The organism is Pseudoalteromonas sp. G4, assembly GCF_028875915.1.
Lineage (GTDB): Bacteria > Pseudomonadota > Gammaproteobacteria > Enterobacterales > Alteromonadaceae > Pseudoalteromonas.
Map to the genome: position 1 here is coordinate 11,858 of NZ_JAPEHW010000018.1, position 20,709 is coordinate 32,566.

General features: G+C 39.6%; 16 protein-coding genes. 9 read left to right on the forward strand and 7 right to left on the reverse strand.

The genetic code is table 11. The features are described from left to right. The first annotated feature begins 157 nt into the window (after positions 1 to 157). Complete coding sequence (locus ON073_RS07895; RefSeq protein ID WP_274761342.1) at positions 158 to 2,326, forward strand: malate synthase G; 2,169 nt, start codon at positions 158 to 160, stop codon at positions 2,324 to 2,326. 68 nt (positions 2,327 to 2,394) lie between these two features. Here the strand turns inward: ON073_RS07895 and ON073_RS07900 are convergent, their stop codons facing one another. After that, positions 2,395 to 3,117 carry a YebC/PmpR family DNA-binding transcriptional regulator gene (locus tag ON073_RS07900; protein WP_274761343.1) on the reverse strand — a complete coding sequence of 241 codons (723 nt, stop codon included), beginning with the start codon at positions 3,115 to 3,117 and terminating at the stop codon, positions 2,395 to 2,397. A 479-nt stretch (positions 3,118 to 3,596) separates the two neighbouring features. Then, positions 3,597 to 4,469, reverse strand: a complete 873-nt coding sequence (locus ON073_RS07905; protein ID WP_274761344.1) for an autotransporter outer membrane beta-barrel domain-containing protein — start codon at positions 4,467 to 4,469, stop codon at positions 3,597 to 3,599. A gap of 160 nt (positions 4,470 to 4,629) precedes the next feature. Here ON073_RS07905 and ON073_RS07910 point away from each other — a divergent pair, with 160 nt between their 5' ends. After that, the gene (locus ON073_RS07910) at positions 4,630 to 4,872 is read left to right on the forward strand and encodes a hypothetical protein (RefSeq protein WP_274761345.1); all 243 of its coding nucleotides are present in this window, start codon (positions 4,630 to 4,632) and stop codon (positions 4,870 to 4,872) included. Positions 4,873 to 5,145: 273 nt separating this feature from the next. Further along, positions 5,146 to 5,379 (forward strand): hypothetical protein, encoded by a 234-nt coding sequence (locus ON073_RS07915; protein ID WP_274761346.1) that lies wholly within the window; start codon positions 5,146 to 5,148, stop codon positions 5,377 to 5,379. 18 nt (positions 5,380 to 5,397) lie between these two features. Here ON073_RS07915 and ON073_RS07920 read toward each other — a convergent pair whose 3' ends face one another. Beyond that, positions 5,398 to 6,021, reverse strand: coding sequence for a lytic transglycosylase domain-containing protein (locus ON073_RS07920; RefSeq protein ID WP_274761348.1), 624 nt, complete (start codon positions 6,019 to 6,021; stop codon positions 5,398 to 5,400). A gap of 210 nt (positions 6,022 to 6,231) precedes the next feature. Further along, complete coding sequence (locus ON073_RS07925; protein WP_274761349.1) at positions 6,232 to 8,130, reverse strand: beta-ketoacyl synthase; 1,899 nt, start codon at positions 8,128 to 8,130, stop codon at positions 6,232 to 6,234. A 128-nt stretch (positions 8,131 to 8,258) separates the two neighbouring features. On the opposite strand from ON073_RS07925, the gene ON073_RS07930 reads away from it, so the two are divergent. The 4 genes from ON073_RS07930 (at position 8,259) to ON073_RS07945 (ending at position 12,418) form a co-directional block, all read left to right on the forward strand. Next, positions 8,259 to 9,251, forward strand: coding sequence for a GlxA family transcriptional regulator (locus ON073_RS07930; protein ID WP_274761350.1), 993 nt, complete (start codon positions 8,259 to 8,261; stop codon positions 9,249 to 9,251). Positions 9,252 to 9,484: 233 nt separating this feature from the next. Then, the gene (locus ON073_RS07935) at positions 9,485 to 9,892 is read left to right on the forward strand and encodes a DUF6491 family protein (RefSeq protein WP_274761351.1); all 408 of its coding nucleotides are present in this window, start codon (positions 9,485 to 9,487) and stop codon (positions 9,890 to 9,892) included. Between the two features lie 264 nt (positions 9,893 to 10,156). Continuing rightward, positions 10,157 to 11,968 carry a S8 family serine peptidase gene (locus tag ON073_RS07940; protein ID WP_274761352.1) on the forward strand — a complete coding sequence of 604 codons (1,812 nt, stop codon included), beginning with the start codon at positions 10,157 to 10,159 and terminating at the stop codon, positions 11,966 to 11,968. Between the two features lie 9 nt (positions 11,969 to 11,977). Then, entirely contained in the window at positions 11,978 to 12,418 is a 441-nt protein-coding gene (locus tag ON073_RS07945; protein ID WP_274761353.1) for a hypothetical protein, read from the forward strand. On the opposite strand, the gene ON073_RS07950 is transcribed toward ON073_RS07945, so the two are convergent. Both ON073_RS07950 and ON073_RS07955 read right to left on the reverse strand, forming a co-directional pair. Then, the gene (locus ON073_RS07950) at positions 12,409 to 14,535 is read right to left on the reverse strand and encodes a bifunctional diguanylate cyclase/phosphodiesterase (RefSeq protein WP_274761354.1); all 2,127 of its coding nucleotides are present in this window, start codon (positions 14,533 to 14,535) and stop codon (positions 12,409 to 12,411) included. The two genes, ON073_RS07945 and ON073_RS07950, sit on opposite strands and share 10 nt — an antisense overlap. 113 nt (positions 14,536 to 14,648) lie before the next feature. Next, positions 14,649 to 15,215: a DUF6942 family protein gene (locus tag ON073_RS07955; RefSeq protein ID WP_274761355.1), complete on the reverse strand. Its 567-nt coding sequence runs from the start codon at positions 15,213 to 15,215 to the stop codon at positions 14,649 to 14,651. 57 nt (positions 15,216 to 15,272) lie between these two features. Between ON073_RS07955 and ON073_RS07960 the strand changes: the two genes are divergently transcribed. Continuing rightward, positions 15,273 to 15,626 carry a gamma-glutamylcyclotransferase family protein gene (locus ON073_RS07960; RefSeq protein WP_274761356.1) on the forward strand — a complete coding sequence of 118 codons (354 nt, stop codon included), beginning with the start codon at positions 15,273 to 15,275 and terminating at the stop codon, positions 15,624 to 15,626. 259 nt (positions 15,627 to 15,885) lie between these two features. Here the strand turns inward: ON073_RS07960 and ON073_RS07965 are convergent, their stop codons facing one another. Then, entirely contained in the window at positions 15,886 to 17,001 is a 1,116-nt protein-coding gene (locus tag ON073_RS07965) for an anhydro-N-acetylmuramic acid kinase (RefSeq protein ID WP_274761357.1), read from the reverse strand. A gap of 197 nt (positions 17,002 to 17,198) precedes the next feature. Between ON073_RS07965 and ON073_RS07970 the strand changes: the two genes are divergently transcribed. Next, the gene (locus ON073_RS07970; protein ID WP_274761358.1) at positions 17,199 to 20,633 is read left to right on the forward strand and encodes a S8 family serine peptidase; all 3,435 of its coding nucleotides are present in this window, start codon (positions 17,199 to 17,201) and stop codon (positions 20,631 to 20,633) included. Positions 20,634 to 20,709 lie beyond the last annotated feature (76 nt).

Consider the following 20,709-nt stretch of genomic DNA (forward strand, 5'->3'; position numbering starts at 1 on the left):
GCTGAATCGTAATGATTTATGAAATTTATAGTTTTTATCACCAATATTTATCTAATGAATGCCAAAAACAAGCTTTCTTGTGTAAGTTAGATAGAATCAAGTAACCAAAATATTTTAAACGCATACAATTGTGTGCCACTTCAAGGTGAGAAAACTTATGACAACACGAATTCACCACGCAGGGTTAGCAGTAGACCCGAGTTTATATGCCTTTATTAATCATCAGGTTATTCCAGGCACAGGTGTCGATGTAGAGCACTTTTGGCAAGGCTTTTCAAAAATAGTGTCAGAAATGACGCCTATCAATTGTGCGTTGTTGGTGAAACGTGATGACCTTCAAGTACAAATCGACCAGTATCATCAAGCACATTCCAATTTTGACTTTGACCATTACAAACATTTTTTACAGCAAATTGGTTACCTTAAAGCAGCGCCAATCGATGTTACTATTAGCACTGAAAGTGTTGAGCCAGAAATCGCAACCATGGCCGGTCCTCAACTTGTAGTGCCTGTAAGCAATGCACGTTTTGCGCTGAACGCAGCAAATGCACGCTGGGGTTCGCTTTATGATGCGCTTTATGGCACAGACGCAATTTCGTATGAAAACGGTCGAGAAGCAGGTAAAGAGTACAACCCTGTTCGTGGTAATGCCGTGATTGATTTTGGCCGCGAATTTTTAGATCAAGCATTGCCATTAAGCTATGGCTCGCATAAAGATGCCACTGATTATGCAATTGTTGATGGCAAACTGATTGTAACCCTGAAAAATGTTAGCCAAAGTGGCTTACAAACCCCTGAACAGCTCGTGGGCTATAACGGAACAAAACAACAACTGAAAGAATTAATCCTGCAAAATAATGGGTTACATATCATTATTCAGTTTGATGAAAACCATCAAATTGGGAAGCAGGATAATGCCCATATTAAAGATATCGTGCTTGAATCGGCACTTACAACCATCATGGACTGTGAAGATTCTGTGGCGGCTGTGGATGCTGAGGACAAAGTAGGGGTTTACAGCAATTGGCTTGGGCTGAATAAAGGTGATTTGTCGGTAGAGTTTGAAAAAGGTGGTAAAACACTTACACGTGCGCTTAACCCCGACCTTACCTTTACAGATTTAGCGGGGGAGCAACAGCAGCTCAAAGGTCGTAGTTTAATGTTGGTGCGTAATGTTGGTCATTTAATGACAAACCCTGCGATTTTAGATAAAAACGGCGATGAAATCTTTGAAGGGATTATGGATGCAGTGATCACCTCACTGATTGCGCTTCATGACCTAAAAGGGAACGGTAAACTTAAAAATAGCCGAGCTAACAGCATTAATATCGTGAAACCTAAAATGCACGGCCCTGAAGAAGTTGCTTACGCGAACACCTTATTTTGCAAAGTAGAAAACCTCTTAAATCTTCCTGAAAACACCTTAAAAATGGGTATTATGGATGAAGAGCGACGCACATCGGTAAATCTTGCTGCGTGTATTTCTGAAGCGAAAGAGCGCGTTATTTTCATCAATACTGGGTTCTTAGATAGAACAGGTGATGAAATTCATACCAGCATGTTAGCAGGCCCAATGTTGCCAAAAGAGCAAATCAAAGCGCAAAAGTGGATTGGGGCATATGAAAACAATAACGTTGATGTAGGCCTTGCGTGTGGCTTAAGTGGCAAAGCGCAAATTGGTAAAGGCATGTGGCCAATGCCAGATGAGATGGCCAAAATGTTAACGCAAAAAACAGCGCATGTGCAAAGTGGGGCGAACACGGCTTGGGTACCATCACCTACGGCAGCTACATTGCACGCGCTTCATTATCATCAGCAAGATGTATTTAGCTTGCAACAAGACATTAAACAACGAGTAGCGGCAAATGTGGATGATATTTTATGTCCGCCACTGCACCCTGAGCCAAAATCGATGACCCAAGAAGAAATACAAAATGAGCTCAATAATAATGCACAAGGTATTCTTGGTTATATGGTGCGCTGGGTAGAGCAGGGAGTTGGCTGTTCGAAAGTTCCTGATATTAATAATGTTGGGCTAATGGAAGATCGTGCAACACTGCGTATTTCTTCACAGCATATGACTAACTGGTTATGCCATGGTATCTGTACTGAAAAGCAAGTGATTGATACATTAGAAGCAATGGCTAAAGTAGTTGATAAGCAAAATGAAGGGGATGTTAACTACCGAAATATGGCAGATAACTATGCCCAAAGTGTTGCTTTCCAAGCTGCTCTTGAGCTAGTACTTAGCGGTACAAAACAGCCAAATGGTTATACTGAGCCAGTATTACATCGTCGCCGTTTAGAGTTTAAAGCAGCGAACTAATTAACTGAGGTGTAAACCCCATTTACAAAAAAGGCCTGAAAATTCAGGCCTTTTTAGTTAACTAATAATTAGCCTTTTACGATAGCGTTATGGTAGATGTTTTGTACATCATCACTGTCGTTAAGCATATCCATAAACTTTTGGAAAAGCGGGATATCATCGCCTTCAATGTCTACGTTTGTTTGTGGAACGAAGGTAATTTCTTCCACATCTAACTTCACATCAGGAAATGCTTCACCTAACGCTGTTTTAACGTTAAAGAATTCTGTGTGGGGAGCAAAAACAGAGACAACACCATCCTCAACTTCCACGTCAGTTACGTCTACATCTGCCATCATCAGCGCTTCTAGTACTTCTTCGTCGTTATCACCTTCAAAAGCAAATACGGCTTGGTGATCAAAACTGTGGGCCGCAGTGCCAGGACCACCGATTTTTGAATTGGTTTTGGTAAATGCTAAGCGAACATCTTTGATGGTACGGTTAGGGTTATCGGTTAAGCAGTCGATAATAACCATGCAGTTACCCGGGCCGAAACCTTCGTAGCGTGCTGGTTGATAATCTTCGCCAGCACCGCCTTTTGCTTTTTCAATCGCTTTGTCGATTACGTGCGCAGGTACTTGGTCTTTCTTTGCTTTTTCGATAAGGCGTTTTAACGTTAAATTAGTATCTAGTTCTGCACCGCCATTTTTTGCCGCTACATAGATTTCTTTACCGTATTTAGAGTTTACTTTTGTTTTTGCGGCTGCTGTTTTTGCCATCGCGTTCTTGCGAACTTCAAACGCTCTTCCCATCTTAATTCACTCTCTATTTTCGCAGGAAATTTAGTTGCCTGATTCTAACAAGTCATAGCAAAAACGGCTAGTGTTAACATACTGGGTTTTTAATAACTAACCTGAACTCGGGGTAATAAATTACTTTCTAGCAGCTACTTTTACTTATTACTGCGTTAAATTTGTTTGCAATAGACTCGCTATTGACGCACAAATTTGCCTTGTACTAAGAAAAACTATCAAGCTAGAAAGTATGAAACAACATAGCTAATATATTTCAAAGTACTTTAACTTCTTAACCCGTGCTCAGGTTAACTATTATTTACTAAACTAAAATTGCAGGCTATTTAACATAACACTTTAAAATAAAAGTGATATATGAATTATATTTTAAACATTCACAACATGAATGATGATTAAGATGAGTTGTGATTTAAATCGATGAAACTTTTAAAAGTGACAGTTTTGTAATGGGGTGAATTTTAATGTGGAAGAGGTGTTCAGAAACGATATCCAATACGCCAGCTAAAACTTGAATAATCATCTTTAGGTAAAAAGGCGAGGCTAGTATCAAGCTCGATCATCCATTCAGGTGTAATATCGTAAGTGATAAATAAACTTAGTTCGGCGTAATCATCATCGCTGTTGTAGGTGTGGGATTGTCTACCGGCGAAGCTTAGAACACCCTCTGGCCTTTTGGGACCATCATCCTGAAAGAGTTCATTCCAGCGAATTATGCCACCAGCGAGCAAGTACTGATCAGGCGTTATTTGAATTACCCTTGACGCTGAAAGCAATGCACTTAACACTATGGTTTCATCTTCTAGCGAATCGGTAAAAGCAAAGCCCAAATCATTTTCTTTAACCAATTTATTGCGATATCGCCATTCATTGTATTGAAGAGATATCGAAGGCTCTACAACCCACTCATCTAAAAATATTCCGTAGCCAATGGCAAGACCATAACTTGGGGCATAGGTCGTTTGTTCATTGATAGGCAGATTTAAAAAAGACTCATTGTAATCACTTTGCCAATAGGTGTAGTTGGCAGACACGGCAAAACTATCGACAAAATAAGTGAGTGTTGAAGCATATGAAACTGAATCGATAGTCAGTTCGTTTAATTTGCCTGAAATTTTCGTTTTATCCCAATCAATGTAATCAAGACTGATGCGAAAACTTTCATTAATGTCGTGAACTAATGAAATATAAGAGCCACTAGGTGCAACACTAGTCAGTGTGCCTGACTGGTCTAGCGGTAAATCGGAATGGCTTTGGCCAATTTTTACTTCTAATGCATGCGCATTGGCACACATAGCAAACAACATGCTTGGTAAAAAACAACAATGTGCTAAGAAGTTTAAATGGCGCATAGCGAACTCTCTTTGATACTGCGATGCTGATAATAACAACAAATTACGCAGTGACTTAGCAGAAAATGCTAATAAAATGTGAAACTTTGTAATTCAATTAAGCTGGCATTAAGTTGAAATTAGTTAAGGTAAGGAAAACAGTGAAAGAATGAGGTGTTTTATGGAGTATTTTATTCTTGCTAAAAACAGAGAGTTAGCAGCTATTCCAGCGGATAGAAAACTGTTCGAAACTTACCTAAATTTAGGCTACCGCTTCTTAGAAAAAACCAGTTGTTGCAATGAAAAATTAGCATTAGCAGAGGCAAAGCGTAAATATGGTCAAAATCGCAAATATAAAATTGTGGCTGCATTGCTATTCGTTTTTGTGGCCTATTGGCTTTATTTTTATACCTTATTAACTTAATAAAGATGCAAATCACATATCTCTTTCGTTATAGGTAGTCTACTTGTTTGTGCCTACCTATCTCGTTATTTAGTCTATCTTTTTAACGTTTATCTTATTGCGCAATTTTAAATTATCTATCGAAATAGCGATTTAACTTATGATTTTTATTCACTATTGCTAATTGTGTATTGCACTTTGCCGTTACTTAGTATTTAATAGCCGCCACTTTTTTGCCTAGTGCAAAAATACCTAAGTTGGTATTGGTTAGAGAAATAAAAATAACGGTGCGTTATGGATTTTTATATCCTAAAAAAAGGTGATGAGCTAAAAGCGATCCCTGCAGACAAAGCAATTTGCAAAAGCTATGAAAAATCAGGTTATAGCTATATTGATAAAGTGGCTGCATGTACAGAGCAAGCTGCAATAAACAAGCTAAAGGGCAATACCCTTGAAACACTTAAAGGACCTCTTATCCGATTAAGTGTGGTGATTTTTGCATTAGTACTACTGTGGTGGGTTAGTTAACTACCACAGTTTTCTCATCTAGCTTGGTGAGACTTTCCGTTTCTTTTTATTAAGCGCTACACGATAGCGGTTATGTAAAATTCCCACCCTTTCAACATACGCTTTTGTTTCTGCAAAAGGTGGTATGCCTTTATACTTTTTTACCGCATTTGGCCCTGCATTATAAGCTGCGGTTGCTAAGCGAATATTACCATCAAACTTTTCAAGCAAATAAGACAAGTATTTTACACCACCAAAAATATTCTGCTCTGGTTGAGCTGGACGTTTCACACCCATATATTTTGCTGTTGCTGGCATTAATTGCATTAGCCCCACAGCGCCTTTTTTCGAACGCGCATTGGCTTTAAAGGCCGATTCTGCATGGATCATCGCTCTTACTAATGCGGGGTCAACATTATGCTGCTTACTAGCTTTTGATATTTCGAAATGATATTTATCTGGATAGATAGGGATTTTATACCAATTTAGAGATGAGCGTAATCGACAAGCATAGCAACCTGTTCGATAGACACTGTAGCTGTGTTTTACCGGTTTTCGGTCGGTAAAAGCAATGGAACCATCGCTTTTTACATACTGATAAATAGGCTTAGCAGTCACTGAAAACGTAAGAAACAGCAAGATATAAAGCAGTTTAAAATTCATGTTTGATGTGGCGTAATTTATTATTCTAATTATGGCTAGAAAGGCGATATTTTCAACTCTTTCTAAGGTAGTTACTTTACCTGTTTTTGCCTTCGCTTTATAGGCTAGTGAGAAAAAATAAGGCTTTTAGATGATAAAAAAGTAAAAAGGCGCATAAAGCGCCTTTAGGAGATGACAGAGTGTCCTTTTTACAAAGGAGAATGAATTTGCTTACACCATATCATCGAAAGGGTTTGCTGCAGTTAATTTCACAGTATGTGCGAATCCTGGCAGCGAAATTGTGTCTTGTGTTAGTTCAATCTCATTTTCATCGATCAAACCATCACCAAAACGATAAATTAGCTCATATTCACCATTGTTAGCAGCATTGTGATAGGCCGCTTGATTTTGTTTTGTTGATGCAAGTTTGTCGCGATAAAGTGTTATAGCACTTTCACCATGGCGTTTCGTAAGCATCTCAAGCGTGACATTTGCTGAAAACATCGGTGCAGTGGCATTGTTACCGCCAAAACCTTTTGAGTTAATAAATGCAATATCTTGGCTTTCACAAGCATAATGCTCCGTGCGAATATCTAGTCGCTCGGCGTAAACATCATCTGCAACTTTATCAATTGTGGTAATACCTGGCATGATGTTGTGGCTGAAAATACCCAGCGCCATTGCCATTTGGTCACCACTTGCAGGGCCTATTGTATGGCCAACGAATGCTTTCGGTGCTGCTAATTTCCAATTATCAATATTGAATGCTTTTGCAACACGGTCATAAATTAGGGATTCAGTGACACGGTTTTGCGGTGTACTTGAACCATGAGCAAGAATATAACTGCGCTTTTGTACTGCTTCTTCACCTAAAATGCTGCTAGCAAGTGCTACAGATTTTGCCATGGTAATATAGTTACCAGGACCTGGCGCTGTAATTGATTTTTTAATACCGTCTGCATTAACGAATACATCTGGTACCGAGCCCATTACATCTGCACCTAACTCAAGTGCAAGCGCGTCGTCCATTAGCACAGCAAATTGCGCACCTTCGCCAATTGTAAAACCACAATTTTCACCAAATGGGCGACTAGTGCGGCGTAAGTCTGGAGTATCGCTGTTATCGAGTTTTTTCAAACCATCTACATTGGCAAGCGCACTCATATTGCCAAATCCTTCAACGATTTCAGGAGTAATGGCGCAGTCTACACTGCCTATAATCGCAACTCGTGTGCGTCCAGCTTTAATATCGTGCACTGCTGCGCGTAAGTTGTATAAGAATGTGGCGCAGGCACCTGATGTTGTAAAAGTTGTACCTACATTACCGGTTACATAAGCGTTGATAAAATCAGTCGACATAGTATTTAAACCAAGTGCTAGGTTTTTTGTGCTAACACGGTCACCTTTAAGGCGATTTTTCATCATGCCGCCGAATGCTTCATCTTGCATTTGCCCTGCAACGGATGCTGAATAGGTGCCAATTTGGTCTGGGTCAACTACAGCTAAAACAGCATCCCAATCAAGACCTGTTGATTTAATCGCATCGGTTGCTGCAAAAATGGTCGCTTGTAAGCCACGAGGCTGATAGCGGCTATTGTAAAGAGTGCTTGGATCAAATCCTGTTGGAAATTGACCAGCCGCTTTAATTGGATTATCGCGGAAAGTATCGTGTTTTAACGATAACTCACCTGAAATTGATACTTTTACTTTTCCACTTTCAAGGGGCTCTACTTGCCAGTCTCTAGGAACAGGCGAAGGCAAATGACGGGCACTTGTTTCGAAAACGATGTGTTCACCATCACTTGGTACAACCGTCATTTTTTGATGACCATGTGTTGCATCAACGTCAAAGTGATTTTCTTCTATCTTACGAATGAGTGTACCAGCTAGAATTTGCTCACCATACTTGCTTTCAATAGCTGAAGCGAGGATCGGCTGATTTTCATGATCAACTAATGCTCCGTTTTCTTGGCGAACTAAATTCATTAAAGTAGCAAGACCAAGAAATGTCTCTTGTCGTGCTTCTTGAGTTAGCTTGTCTAAAACGATACGACGAAATCCTTGATGAGCAGAAGTTCGTCCTGCGGCATTAATACCACCCATTCCAACAACAATAGGTAATGCAGTCATAAAAACCCTAAATTTATAAAATTTGTGTTATTTAGGTACAGTTTATTTTGATTTTAGCTTTTTGTTTGTGTTTAATTGGTCATAATTTTGGTTTATATGGCCATTCCAAACTGGTTTGAGCAGTGAATATGACAAAAAAAACAAAAGTAAGGCTGTTACTTTACCCTCAAGTACTGGCAACCAGTGTCACTTTACCCGTTGAAATGCTAAAAGCGGGTGAGGCATCTTGTCACGATAGGCGCTTCAAAAGCCTAGATATTAAGTTTGTTGCAAATCATCAAGAAGTTATTAAGTGTCGTGCAGGTTGTGCATTTTTGCCCGACCTAACCGTGCATTGTGATGATGCTGCTGACTTTATTATTGTGCCCGGTATTTGGCGAAATCCACGCCCGGTGATAAAACAAAATCGTGCTGCCATTTCATATTTGGCTAAACAATGGCAGCAAGGTGCCACTATTGTCGGTGTGGGAACAGGTAATTGCTTATTGGCAGAAGCAGGGTTATTAGATAATCACGCGGCTACAACTCATTGGCATTACGCCAAACAATTTCGTAAAGACTACCCACTAGTTGACCTTAAACCTGAGTTCTTTATTACTCAATCTGAACGTATCTTCTGTGCTGCAAGTTTGAATTCGCTAGCTGATATTATGGTTTACTTAATTGCACAATTATTTGGTCGAGATGCCGCGCAAAATGTAGAGCGTAATTTCTCACATGAAATTCGCAGACCATACGAAGAGCAGCGCTATTTAGAGGGAGCAGTTGATAGGCACCCAGATGAGCTAATTGCGCAAATTCAATTTTGGCTAAAGAACAACTTAGCCAATGATGTATCGTTATTAGATGTGGCGGAACAATTTGGCATTAGCCAAAGAACATTATCAAGACGTTTTAAAGCTGCGACAGGCACCACCGCAAATCATTATTTACAAAAAATGCGACTAGAAATGGCTCAGGAGTTACTCGCATCAACTAACCTAACAGTGCAAGATGTTGCTGTCGCGGTTGGTTATGTTGATCAAGGTTATTTAACTAAAGTTTTCAAACGTGAACTGAAACAAACCCCATCAGATTATCGCTTATTGGTACGAAAGAAGTTATTTAAAACGGATTCATAACTGACTAGTCGGTGATTAGTCATTTAGTTATCAAAACCAAGGTAAGTTAAAATGATGCAAACAAACATGTAGTTGCTAATGTGTATAGGCTATTAGAGTACTGAAGAACTAAAGTATGGGGGATGTACTTCAAGTGGAAGCTCTAAACCAAATATGCTTTGCAAATAATGTTGTTAACTTTATGCTTTGTTGCTAATTTGAACTGAAAGGTAACACCCATAGGGAGTGGATCTATGTTACGGAAATTGACCTTATCGAGCGCCTGCCTTTTACAGCTTGCTTGTAGCACTTCTTTCAATGAGCAAACGTTGGCTGATAAGGAAAACTGGCTAAGACAGGGTGAAGAGGTTGAAAAAGTATGTTTTCCTTCTTCAACAGGCCGTTGGCAGTCGTTAGACGGTGCCAGTCATTCATTTATCATTGATAACTATCGTCAAAAATATAAAGTTGATTTGACGTCAACTTGTGATGTGCAAAATGCACATTTGACACTCGGTGCTTATGGTTTTGCACACTGTTTAAAAAAAGGCGACCGTATAACAGTAAAAGCGCGACATCAAGGAACCGATCGTTGTCATATTACGCATCTTTACCAGTGGTTGCCTAAACAGCCATCAGACACAGATAAAACAGCAAAATAATGGTTTGTTATAGCGCACAGATATATCTTATGTGATTTTTGTTAAATAGTTGTAAATGATTGTAAATTGCTATTTTTCAATAACTTAAGATTTTCCCAAGAACTTAAAAAAGACAGCGCTGTCATTGTTATTTTGTTTTAAATCAATGGTTTATGTTTGTTTTGCTCTTTTCTTTTACAGGAAACTGGTAAGAGTTTCTTTTTTTGTCTTCTGGGTTTTTAATGATTGTCCCGATTAAAGGGGAAACTTATTTCAGGGGACAAAATGAAAATAAAAACATCCTTGTTGGCTGCAAGTATTATGCTTGCCTGCACGCCAGCAATAGCAAAAATAACAGATTCTACTTTTCCGCTTGTAGCGGGAGATCCGCTTGTGTCACAGCAGTGGCACCTGCAAAATACTGGCCAGACAGGCTTTTCGCAATCAGCAGGTGTTGCTGGCAATGATCTCGATTTAGATTTTACCCATTTAATGGGTATTAAAGGCCGCGGCATTACCGTTTCGGTAATTGATTCTGGTGTGGAAATTGATCACCCAGATTTAAGAGCTAATGTGGTTGATGGTTCTATTAACCTTGGTGATGGTTCGAACTATCCACAAGATAATAATGGCCATGGTACATCGGTAGCTGGTTTAATTGCAGCAACAGAAGCAAATGGTTTAGGTGGCCGTGGCGTTGCACCGCATGCAAATATTGTTGGTTTTAACTATTTACCAAATCAGACAGTAGGTAATTGGTTGGTGGCGCATGGTTTGTCAGAAGATTTTAGACAGTTAGACCGTTTTACAGATCCTCGAGTATTTAACCAAAGTTATGGTAGTACGCCAGCAAGCCCACGTATCCATGATTACTCGCTTGATCCGTGGCAAGAACTGCAAGACACAGTATATCAAGATATTACTGAAGATAGTCACTGGGGACGCGGTTCTGTATATGTAAAATCTGCTGGTAACTCATTTGAAGTATATAATGCTTACTACCGAGGTTATCGCATTTTAGTTTTACCTTATGAAAACAACCAGTTCTTCAATAACCAAGGTTTACCATTCCACAATGCAAATATTGCATCAGATAACAATAACCATTGGAACTTAGTGGTTTCAGCACTTAATGCTGAAGGCAAACTAAGCTCGTACTCTTCTGTTGGTTCGAACGTATTTGTAGCAGCGCCTGGTGGCGAATTTGGTGAAGCGGCTCCAGCAATGGTGACAATCGACTTACAAGGGTGCGATGCAGGTAGCAATGTTGCCGGTGAGCATGGCAATGCATTGCACGGTGGTACTGAATTAGATCCAAACTGTGATTATACGGGTACGATGAATGGTACATCGTCAGCTGCGCCAAATACTTCTGGGGCTATTGCAAATCTTATGTCTGCAAATCATGCATTAAATGCGCGTCAAATTCGTCATATTTTAGCGCAAACGGCACGTAAAACTGATGCAGAACATCCAGGTATTGATTTGACTTTCGAAAACTCTGAGGGTGAATTAGTTACTTATAATGCGATCCCTGCGTGGCAGCAAAATGCGGCGGGTTATAACTTTCATCAGTATTATGGCTTTGGTGCTGTAGATGTGGATGATGCTGTATATCAGGCACTTTTCTCACCAACAACAGCACTCCCTGAGCAAGTAATTACGCCTTGGCAATTACAAACAGCGAATACTGAAATTCCAGATGCGAGCCTAACAGGTGCGACAAGTAAACTTGCCTTTGAGCAAGATGTTACCGTTGAAGCTGTTCAAGTTAAATTAAACATTGATCATACACGTTTACGTGACTTAGCGATTGAGCTAATTTCGCCTTCAGGCACTCGTTCAATTTTAATGAGTGCTCGTACTGGCTGGTTAGGTACTACAGAAGGTGGTTACACAAATACCCTGATGCTAAGCAATCATTTTTACGGTGAATCAGCTAAAGGTGAGTGGCAGTTAAAAGTAATTGATACAGATAAAGGTAGTAGCTATACACTGGGCTATCATGCTGCGCTTGGTTTAGTAGGCTTTAACCGTGAAAACAATGCGGAAAATGGCGTATTAAAAGATTGGTCATTACGTGTAATTGGTCACTAGGAGTAAAAAATGAAAAAAGTATTTTTGATTGTAGCTTTTGCAGTTACGTCACAATTTGCAGTGGCAAATAACGCTGATCAATTTAAAGGGTTAACGATTACCCCAGTTGACCAGCTTGAATCAAATCAGTCAGAAGTTGTTGTGAACGATAAAACGTTTAGAACTAATGGTGCTAACAAAGTAGTGCCAGGTTTAGATGTGTTTGATGAGAGCGGTTTTAATGCGTATACCGTGACTGGCGAAATAATTGTTAAGTTGTCGGGTGATGTTGATTTTGAACAGTTCAACAAAGATAACGACTTAATTATCAAGCAAGCATATAAAGAGTATTACATCTTAAAGTCTCAAAGTAACCGTGACTTATTACCATTAGTTGATGCGCTTAAACAACTTGATGGTGTGAGTTCAGTGACACTTGAACTTGCAGATAAAGGCGTTATTCAAAAATAACACCTCAATGAAATTTTTTTACAGTCCATCGTGGTAAGTCTGGTTACTACAGAGAATGGGTCCTTGCTTGCTAGTTCCTTATCGAATGCAATATGGTTTATTGGTTTTGATATAAAATAACCCTGTGCATAATCGCAATCCGCGGCTTTCAAAATAGTCAGTTGTTCGGCTGTTTCTACCCCTTCAGCAATTACTTTTAAGCCAAGTTTATGCGCCATAACAATGATAGCTTCGCATAGTGCTTGGTTTTGCTTTGAGTGCTCTAAATTCATCACAAAGGCGCGATCTATTTTTAAATAATCGAGATCAAATTTGGTTAAGTATGATAACGAGGCATAGCCTGTACCAAAATCATCAAGCGAAATAGCCACACCTGCAGATTGAAATTTCTTTAATGTCTCTTTAATCACTTCATCATCGTCAAGTAATAGACCTTCTGTAATTTCAATACAAATACCGTGTTTTAATCCGAGTTGTAATAAGGTGTTGAGCCATATTACATCATGTTGTGTAGTGTTTACTTGAAACTGCGCAGGTGAACGGTTAACACTAATCTGGAAGTTTTCGTCATAAGCTTCTTGCCACTTTTTAACTTGTTCTGCTGCTTGCTGAAAAACCCAATTGCCGATATCTATGATCATCCCTGAAGTTTCAGCTAACGGTATAAACTCAGCTGGGCTCACCATGCCAAGCTCAGGGTGATGCCAGCGAATAAGGGCTTCTGCTTTATGTATTGTCATATCTGAGATGGAAAGAATAGGTTGAAAAAGCACTTCAAATTGTTGATTAATAACCGCAAGACGTAATTCTTGTGTAAGTAAGTGAGCTTTTTCAGTTTTCTCTTGTAGTTTTTTATTGAAATGACGGTACTGCTTACGCCCTTCTTCTTTAGACAAGTACATCGCTTGGTCGGCAAAGCGCAGTAGCTCTTCCATTTTCTCACTGTGATCTGGAAAAATAGTGATACCGATGCTTGCTGAAATGAAGATGGATTCATTGTTAATGTAAAAAGGCATCTCAATTGCTTGAATTAGCTTACCTGCAATGTTTTCAACATCAGCCATGCTATGAATGCTGCAAAGAAGAGCTGTAAATTCGTCTCCACCTATGCGTGCTACTGTATCCGTTTCCCTTAAAATAACTTTTAAACGCTCTGATACTTCAACCAGTAATAAGTCGCCTGCATTATGACCAAGGGTATCGTTTACTTCTTTGAAATGGTCTAAATCAATGAAAAGAAGTGCAAATTTGTCTCCAGAGCGTTTACTCTTGATGATTTCTTGATTTAACCTATCAGTAAACATATTGCGATTTGGCAATTGTGTTAACGCATCAAAATTAGCTTGGTGCCAGATAACTTGCTGTGATTGTTTTTTCTCGGTGATATCTGACATGGAGCCAACCATGCGATAGGGTTCACCTTTCTCATCACGCAGTGCTTCACCTACAATATGAAACCAAAGTTCATGTTGTTTTGCGCTGTACATACGCACTTCGATATCGAATACTTCAAATGGGTCGGAAAAATGAACATCTAGGTTGGCATTAAATTGTGCAATATCATCTGGGTGAATTTGCTCAGTGAATGAAGCAAATTCATTGCCAAAAGCGAGGTTATCAAAGCCCAGTAATTCGGTGAATTTGGTTGAGTAAAAAACTTCGTTTGAAACGATATCCCAATCCCATACACCAGCACTAGCACCTTTTGCAGCTAGTTCATAACGCTGTTGGCTTAAATAAAGTTTTCGTTCGGTTTCATTTAGGACGGTTACATCTTCGATAATGCCTAAATATGCTACTAGCTGTTTATTTTCATAAAGCGGTTCAGCATGAATTGCGAGTAATTTATTTTTGTTTTTTGATGCGGAGCGAAATGTATAGTGAAAGTTTTTACCTTTAGCGGTGCACGCATACCAATGTTTTATTGCGCGTTGCCTGTCATCTGTGTGCATGGCAGAAATATAGCTACTGCCAACAATATTGGTATTTTTTAAGTTCAGTACTTTATACAAAGCATGATTTGCAAAAATGCACTCGCCATTCGGTTTAGCCACAAACAAACCTATGGGTACATTTTCAAGCACAGTATCTGCTGAGACCGCAATGTTTTTGACCAAGTTCCTTACCAAGATAACAATTCCATTGACTAAGTTGACAATAAGCTTTTAATAATTGTAGTCAAAATTCCTTTGCGTGCTTATTTTCCAAGTATTTTTATGTGTTTTTTGTATTACATTTCGGGTAAGTGAAACTGATCAAGTTCAATGGCATTGGAATGAACAAGTTGGTGGCACATTTGCGCTAGAAAATCGATTTTAATATTGGATAGCTGGCGGTAGTCGAGAAAAGGGCATACCAAGACTTTATCTTCACAATTAAATGCAAACTCTTGGTTTAACCAACAGAGTTCGCTATTAAGCAATCTTTCATTAATTAATTTTTTTGCATAACTGCGCCCCGCTATAATATGAAGGACATTTTCTTTACTTAGATCGGGAGGACTAAAAAGTAATGCTGTAGATGAGTTTTGTTGAAGTAAGTGATTGTCGCGGTATTTCTGCCAAGTTGTTTCTTTTTCTCGTCCGTTAAATACGCTTGGGTGCAGTGTATAAATAAACTTGGCAAATACATTGAATTGTTTTCGCCAGCCGTTTCCGCATGTTGTGCCTATTTCTTTAATTGCACCTTTAGGAAGCGCTATCAAGTTCTGTGGAGATGCAAAATGAGAATATAAAGGAGCATTTTCCACATAAAAAGCAATGCGATAGTGATTGCATCCGAAACCAACTTCTGACATGTTTCTACAGGTTTTTAATTGTTTTATTTACTTTAACAAAAATCGAAAGGATTAGGTATGGAGCGCTTATTTAGTTATGGCACTTTGCAACAAGAAAATGTGCAACAAGCTAACTTTGGTCGCAAATTAGAAGGCGAAAAAGCAATTCTTACAGAGTATTGTTTGTCTGAAATTAAAATAAATGACGAGCAAGTGGTCAAACAAAGTGGTAAAGCGTATCACCCTATCTTGGTGTTTACCGGAAATAGTCAAGACGAGGTTGAAGGAAGTTGTTTTTTGCTAACGGCTGATGAGCTTGCAAAGGCGGATAGTTATGAAGTTGCTGAATATACCCGAATAAATGCAACCACCAAAGAGGGCAAACCCTGTTGGATATATGCAGCAACTAATGAGCAGAGTGAAATACTGTAATGCTATTCAATTCGCTTATCGATAACTATCGTCATTAGCACTATGACTCTGCTCAACGTCCCATTGACGCAGATTTAAATGACAAATTTGATACAACAGTAAGTAAGTTTCTTTAATTGATTTCATTGTGGCATCTCCTTTCATTTGTATTGATAATGGAAAATATGTGCCAAAAATAAAAGTTTAATATAATCAGTCAATTAGAATTTTAGCCAAGGTGGGGTTGATTATCTTGGTGCAACTTTGCACCAACAAATAGCTAAGGAGCGAAAGTGATTTGCCCGAGCACTGCGGCCTGTTTGGCACCTGTCACAGAAGGGGCATTTGACGGCAGTTTATTAATAGTCCGATAAGCCATCCAAGCAAATGCCATCGCTTCCATAAAGTCTGCGCTGATACCAAATTCATCACTTGTTGCAATACGCCAATTTGATAAATGGTATTGAATACGCTCAACTAAAAGCGAATTTTTAGCTCCACCACCACATAAAATCAGCAACCCTCTTTTGGCTGTTAGAGGTTGCGTTAAAGTAATAGCTGTGAGCTCGGTGAGTGTCGCCAAAGTATCATAAGGCGACAGATTGGTTAACTCATTAAAAGAGTTAAGCCAAGCTAAATTGAAGTATTCTCGCCCAGTGCTTTTAGGTATTTCAGCTGAAAAATAAGGGTCGTTTAGCATAGTTTTTAGCAAGGCTTGATTAATTTTCCCTTTTCGCGCGAACGCGCCATTGAGGTCAAATTCTTTATCAAAGATTTTTTTTGTGAAGCTATCTATTAAGGTATTCCCTGGGCCTGAATCAAATCCAAGCAATTCATTTTCATCACAAAGAGATAAATTTGCGATCCCTCCAATATTAGCAAAAACTAGGGCTTGCTCTGGCAAGTTTAGAGGTAACTGAGAACGTAAACTTTGATGAAACAATGGCACTAAAGGTGCACCTTGGCCGCCAAGTGCAATATCCATTTCACGGAAATTATGAACACAATCAATACTTGTTTTAGTGGCTAATACACTTGCATTAACTAGTTGTAATGAATGAGCATGATCGCCTATCGGATTATGAAAAACCGTTTGACCATGAACGCCTATCGCTTTAATTTCTGATGATTTGAGATGTTCTTTCTCAAGCAAAGCATTGACCGCATCAGCATATTCAATTGCAAGTTGGTGAGAGATAACCCCTATGTCAGCAAGGTTACATTTCTTTAATGTGATAAGTGAGTGTAATTGTTGTTTTAATTTTGCCGTAAAGGGGGTTTCCAAGCTCGCAACTAAGCGCGTTTGGTTTTCAATAATTTCCACAATTGCAATATCTATTCCGTCAAGGCTAGTCCCTGACATAATGCCAATATAAAGTGATGGAGTGTGATTCATAGTTGCAGCTTTTTTCAGTCGATATGAGATTGTAATAATTAATAACTCTTAATTGAATCGGTAGATCAAAAATATGCAAAAAATGTTTAAAGTGAAAACATTTGTAAATAGAGTGTTGCTGTTCATCATTCAAGTTGTTAACTTTAGTTGTCCAATAAAAGGTTTATCTAAAATTAATTTCCTAGAGGGAAGTCACAATGACAACATTCGGAACGAAGAGAACACTAATTGCTTTATCCGTCGCGTCAGCGATTGCTTCAACAGCGGTAAATGCGAGTACACTAAAACAGCTTGACTATGTTAAGCCTTCTAATTTTGATTCAAGTCTTGTTAAAAATGCATCTCATAAAGAAATAAGAGTCGTAACAGGTTGGTTAATTCAATTAAAAACACCTTCAATCGCACAGGTAACTAACGCCAGAACTAGTGTTTCACGTCAAGCAGCATCAATTATGGCGTCACAATCGATCGTTGAATCTGCAATCCAATCTATGGACCTTAATCTGACTATTGTTGCTAAAACCTCGAAATTGGTAAATGGCTTACTCGTAACAGGTGACAGAAAAGACGTAGAACAATTAAAAACAAATCATGAAGTAAAAGAAATCTTCCCTATTTATGATTCTGAATTACATGTGGCTGATAGTGCTGATTACATTAAAGCAACGCCTGTGGTTGCTGCAGGCATTGCTTCAGGTGAAAATGTCAAAGTTGCGGTACTCGATACCGGTATTGATTATACCCACGCAGCATTTGGTGGTGAAGGTACAGCAGAAGCTTATGCAGCTGCAGCACAAGATCCTATGGATGAAGTTTCATGGCCACAAGGCCAAGTAAAAGGTGGTTACGATTTTTATGCATTAGGTGATGGAGATGATAAGACTTTTCCTGATCCAGACCCAATTGATGCCGGTACCAGTCACGGTACGCATGTTGCACACTCAGTTTCAGGCATTGCACCGAATGTAGAACTATATGCCTATGCGGTTTGTCGCGGGGGCTGTCCTGGTATTTCACAAGCCGCCGCAATCGAAGCCGCGATGGATCCAAACGGTGACGGTGATATCTCGGACCGTGTTGATGTGATTAATATGTCACTAGGTGGCTCTTACGGTGATATTGCTACGCAAAGAGATGCCGTTAGTTTGTTGATTAATGAAGCGTCAAAGCTAGGCACATCTGTTGTTATCTCAGCAGGTAATGACGGTGCTTATCCATTTATTGTCGGTGGCCCAAGTACGACTGAGAATGCGTTATCAGTTGGCGCAATGACACACCCTACTGATGAAAGATTAATTTCTAGTGGTACAATTAATGGTGAAGAAGCGATTATTCAAACAGCTTCTTTTGGCCCTCAAGAAGCATATAGCTTATCAAATACAGATCTTGAAGTGGTTTATCCTGACACAAACCAAACTGCATGTGAAGCATTTGTAGATGGTACAGACTTTACTGGCAAAGCAGTTGTACTTGATCGCGGTGACTGTGCGTTCGTAACAAAAGTATTGATGGCTCAAGAGAAAGGTGCTGCTTTTGTATTTATTGCTAATAATAATGATGATGGCACACCAGCACCAATGGGGGGCAGCAGCACAGAGGTAACTATTCCTTCTGTAGGTTTAACTTATCAAGCAGGAATGGCATTAAAAGAGTCTGGTGTTTTCTCAATTGATATTGAAGTTGTTGTTACTTCTGGCGCCATCGCGTCGTTTACTTCGCGCGGCCCATCTATGAATGGTCTGCTTAAGCCTGAAATTACTGCGCCAGGTGTGAACATTATGACAGCTCACCCAGGCACAGGCGATGGTTTATCGGGTGCAACGGGGACGTCGTTTTCTGGCCCAATTACAGCGGGTGCTATTAGTATTCTTAAAGAAGCATTACCTGCGCGTAACGCATTCGAGCGAAAAGCAACGCTTATGAATACTGCCAATTTAGACGTTACAATGGCTCCTCGAGCAACTAATCCAGATACAGAGCTTGCCCCAATTAGTTATATTGGTGCTGGTTTAGTTGATGTTGAAAAAGCAGTTGCACTGCCTGTGGCTGCGTGGGCAAAAGATACCCGTCAAGCGGCATTATCTTTTGGTCTAGTTAATTTATCAGAATCAACGAATCTTACTAAAACGGTTGAAATTAAAAATTTCTCATCAACTGCTAAAACTTACTCACTTAGTTTCTCACAGCGTTTTGCAGACGATATGGAGCGCGGTGCGTTATCATTTGCTCATCCTGAAACGATAACTGTACCGGCGGGACAAACAGTCGAGTTTGATGTAACACTCACAATTGACCCAGCTAAACTACCTGAATGGAATCTTGATGCCCTAAGTGTTGCCGATGCGGCGTCAACTACTGACTTAACAACACTTGAACTTGATGGTGCATTAGAATTTTCAGAAGGTGGCGAAAAAGCATTCCATCTTGTGTATCATGTGCTGCCTAAAGCCGCGGCTAAAATGGCGTTTGAACCTGTGAAAATGGACTCAGGTGTAGCACAAATGGTTAAAAACGTAGGTGCAGCTACTGTATCTCCGAGCTTAGTACCGGTGACTGTTGAAGATACGAAAGGTGATTCAGATGAAGCCCTTGATATTGTTGCAGGCTCTATCGAAACCTTCGCGACTTCGGCATGTCCAAGTGGTTATATTACAGCTGCGACTATGGTGTTAGCGGATGGCTTAAACCACAGTTTTGCTGGTGGCTTTATGGTGGACTTTGATGTTGACCAAGATGGTGTTTACGATGTCACAATGCAAAATGATAACTATGAGTTTTTTGCTCGCCCTGGTGAAGTGCTACCTCCACTACAAGTGACTTGGACACATACTTATAATGATTGGGGTCACTTAGACGTTCAACTATTAGGGCATAGTACTGGCAGTGACAATCTTACTCTTTATGCATGTGCTGATGCATTTGGTGTTACGGCTGAAAATATTGGCCAAGTTACTGCGAATGTTCGTTTCCGTATCGAAAATTCTATCTATTACTACACCTTTGTTGATTCATTGGATGATGCAAAGGGAGAGTACACTTTTGCGCCAGCGCAAGTCATTGCTCAGCTGCAAACAGCTGAAGGTAACATAGTAGAAAGTTTAGCCTCAGGTGAATCGGCTTATATGGCACATGCAGGCCAAGACTTTATGATCTTATCAGATACAATAAGCACGACGATTGCAACACCAATGGCGGATGCGCGTGTTGCACCGATGCTTGCTGATGCAGAATTCTCAATCGCTGAAAATTCTGAAAATGGCACTGTGATTGGCATGTTAGATGTTAGCTTTGAAGCACAATTTGCGAACCCTGTTGCTGAGTTTATCGTAGTTAACCAAACATCAACTGCAATCAAACTTGATAAACAATCAGGTGAAATTACAGTAGCTGATAAATCAGTACTTGATTATGAAGCAGGCCTAACTGAAATCGAAATGGAAGTGGTTGTTGCAGATACTGCTGGTAATATTTCTGAGCCAGCTATGGTGAAGATTATGGTAACAGATGTGAATGAAAATCCATTACCAGAGCCAGTAACACCACCTAAAACAAAGAAATCGTCAGGTTCATTTGGTTGGCTAGCTCTATTAGCTGCACCACTGGCGTTTATCCGTCGTAGAAAAATGAAGTAATTATTTCATTTTAATTAAAAAGCCCGCAAATGCGGGCTTTTTTAGTGCTTTTGTCTGACGTATCAATTGATTAGAT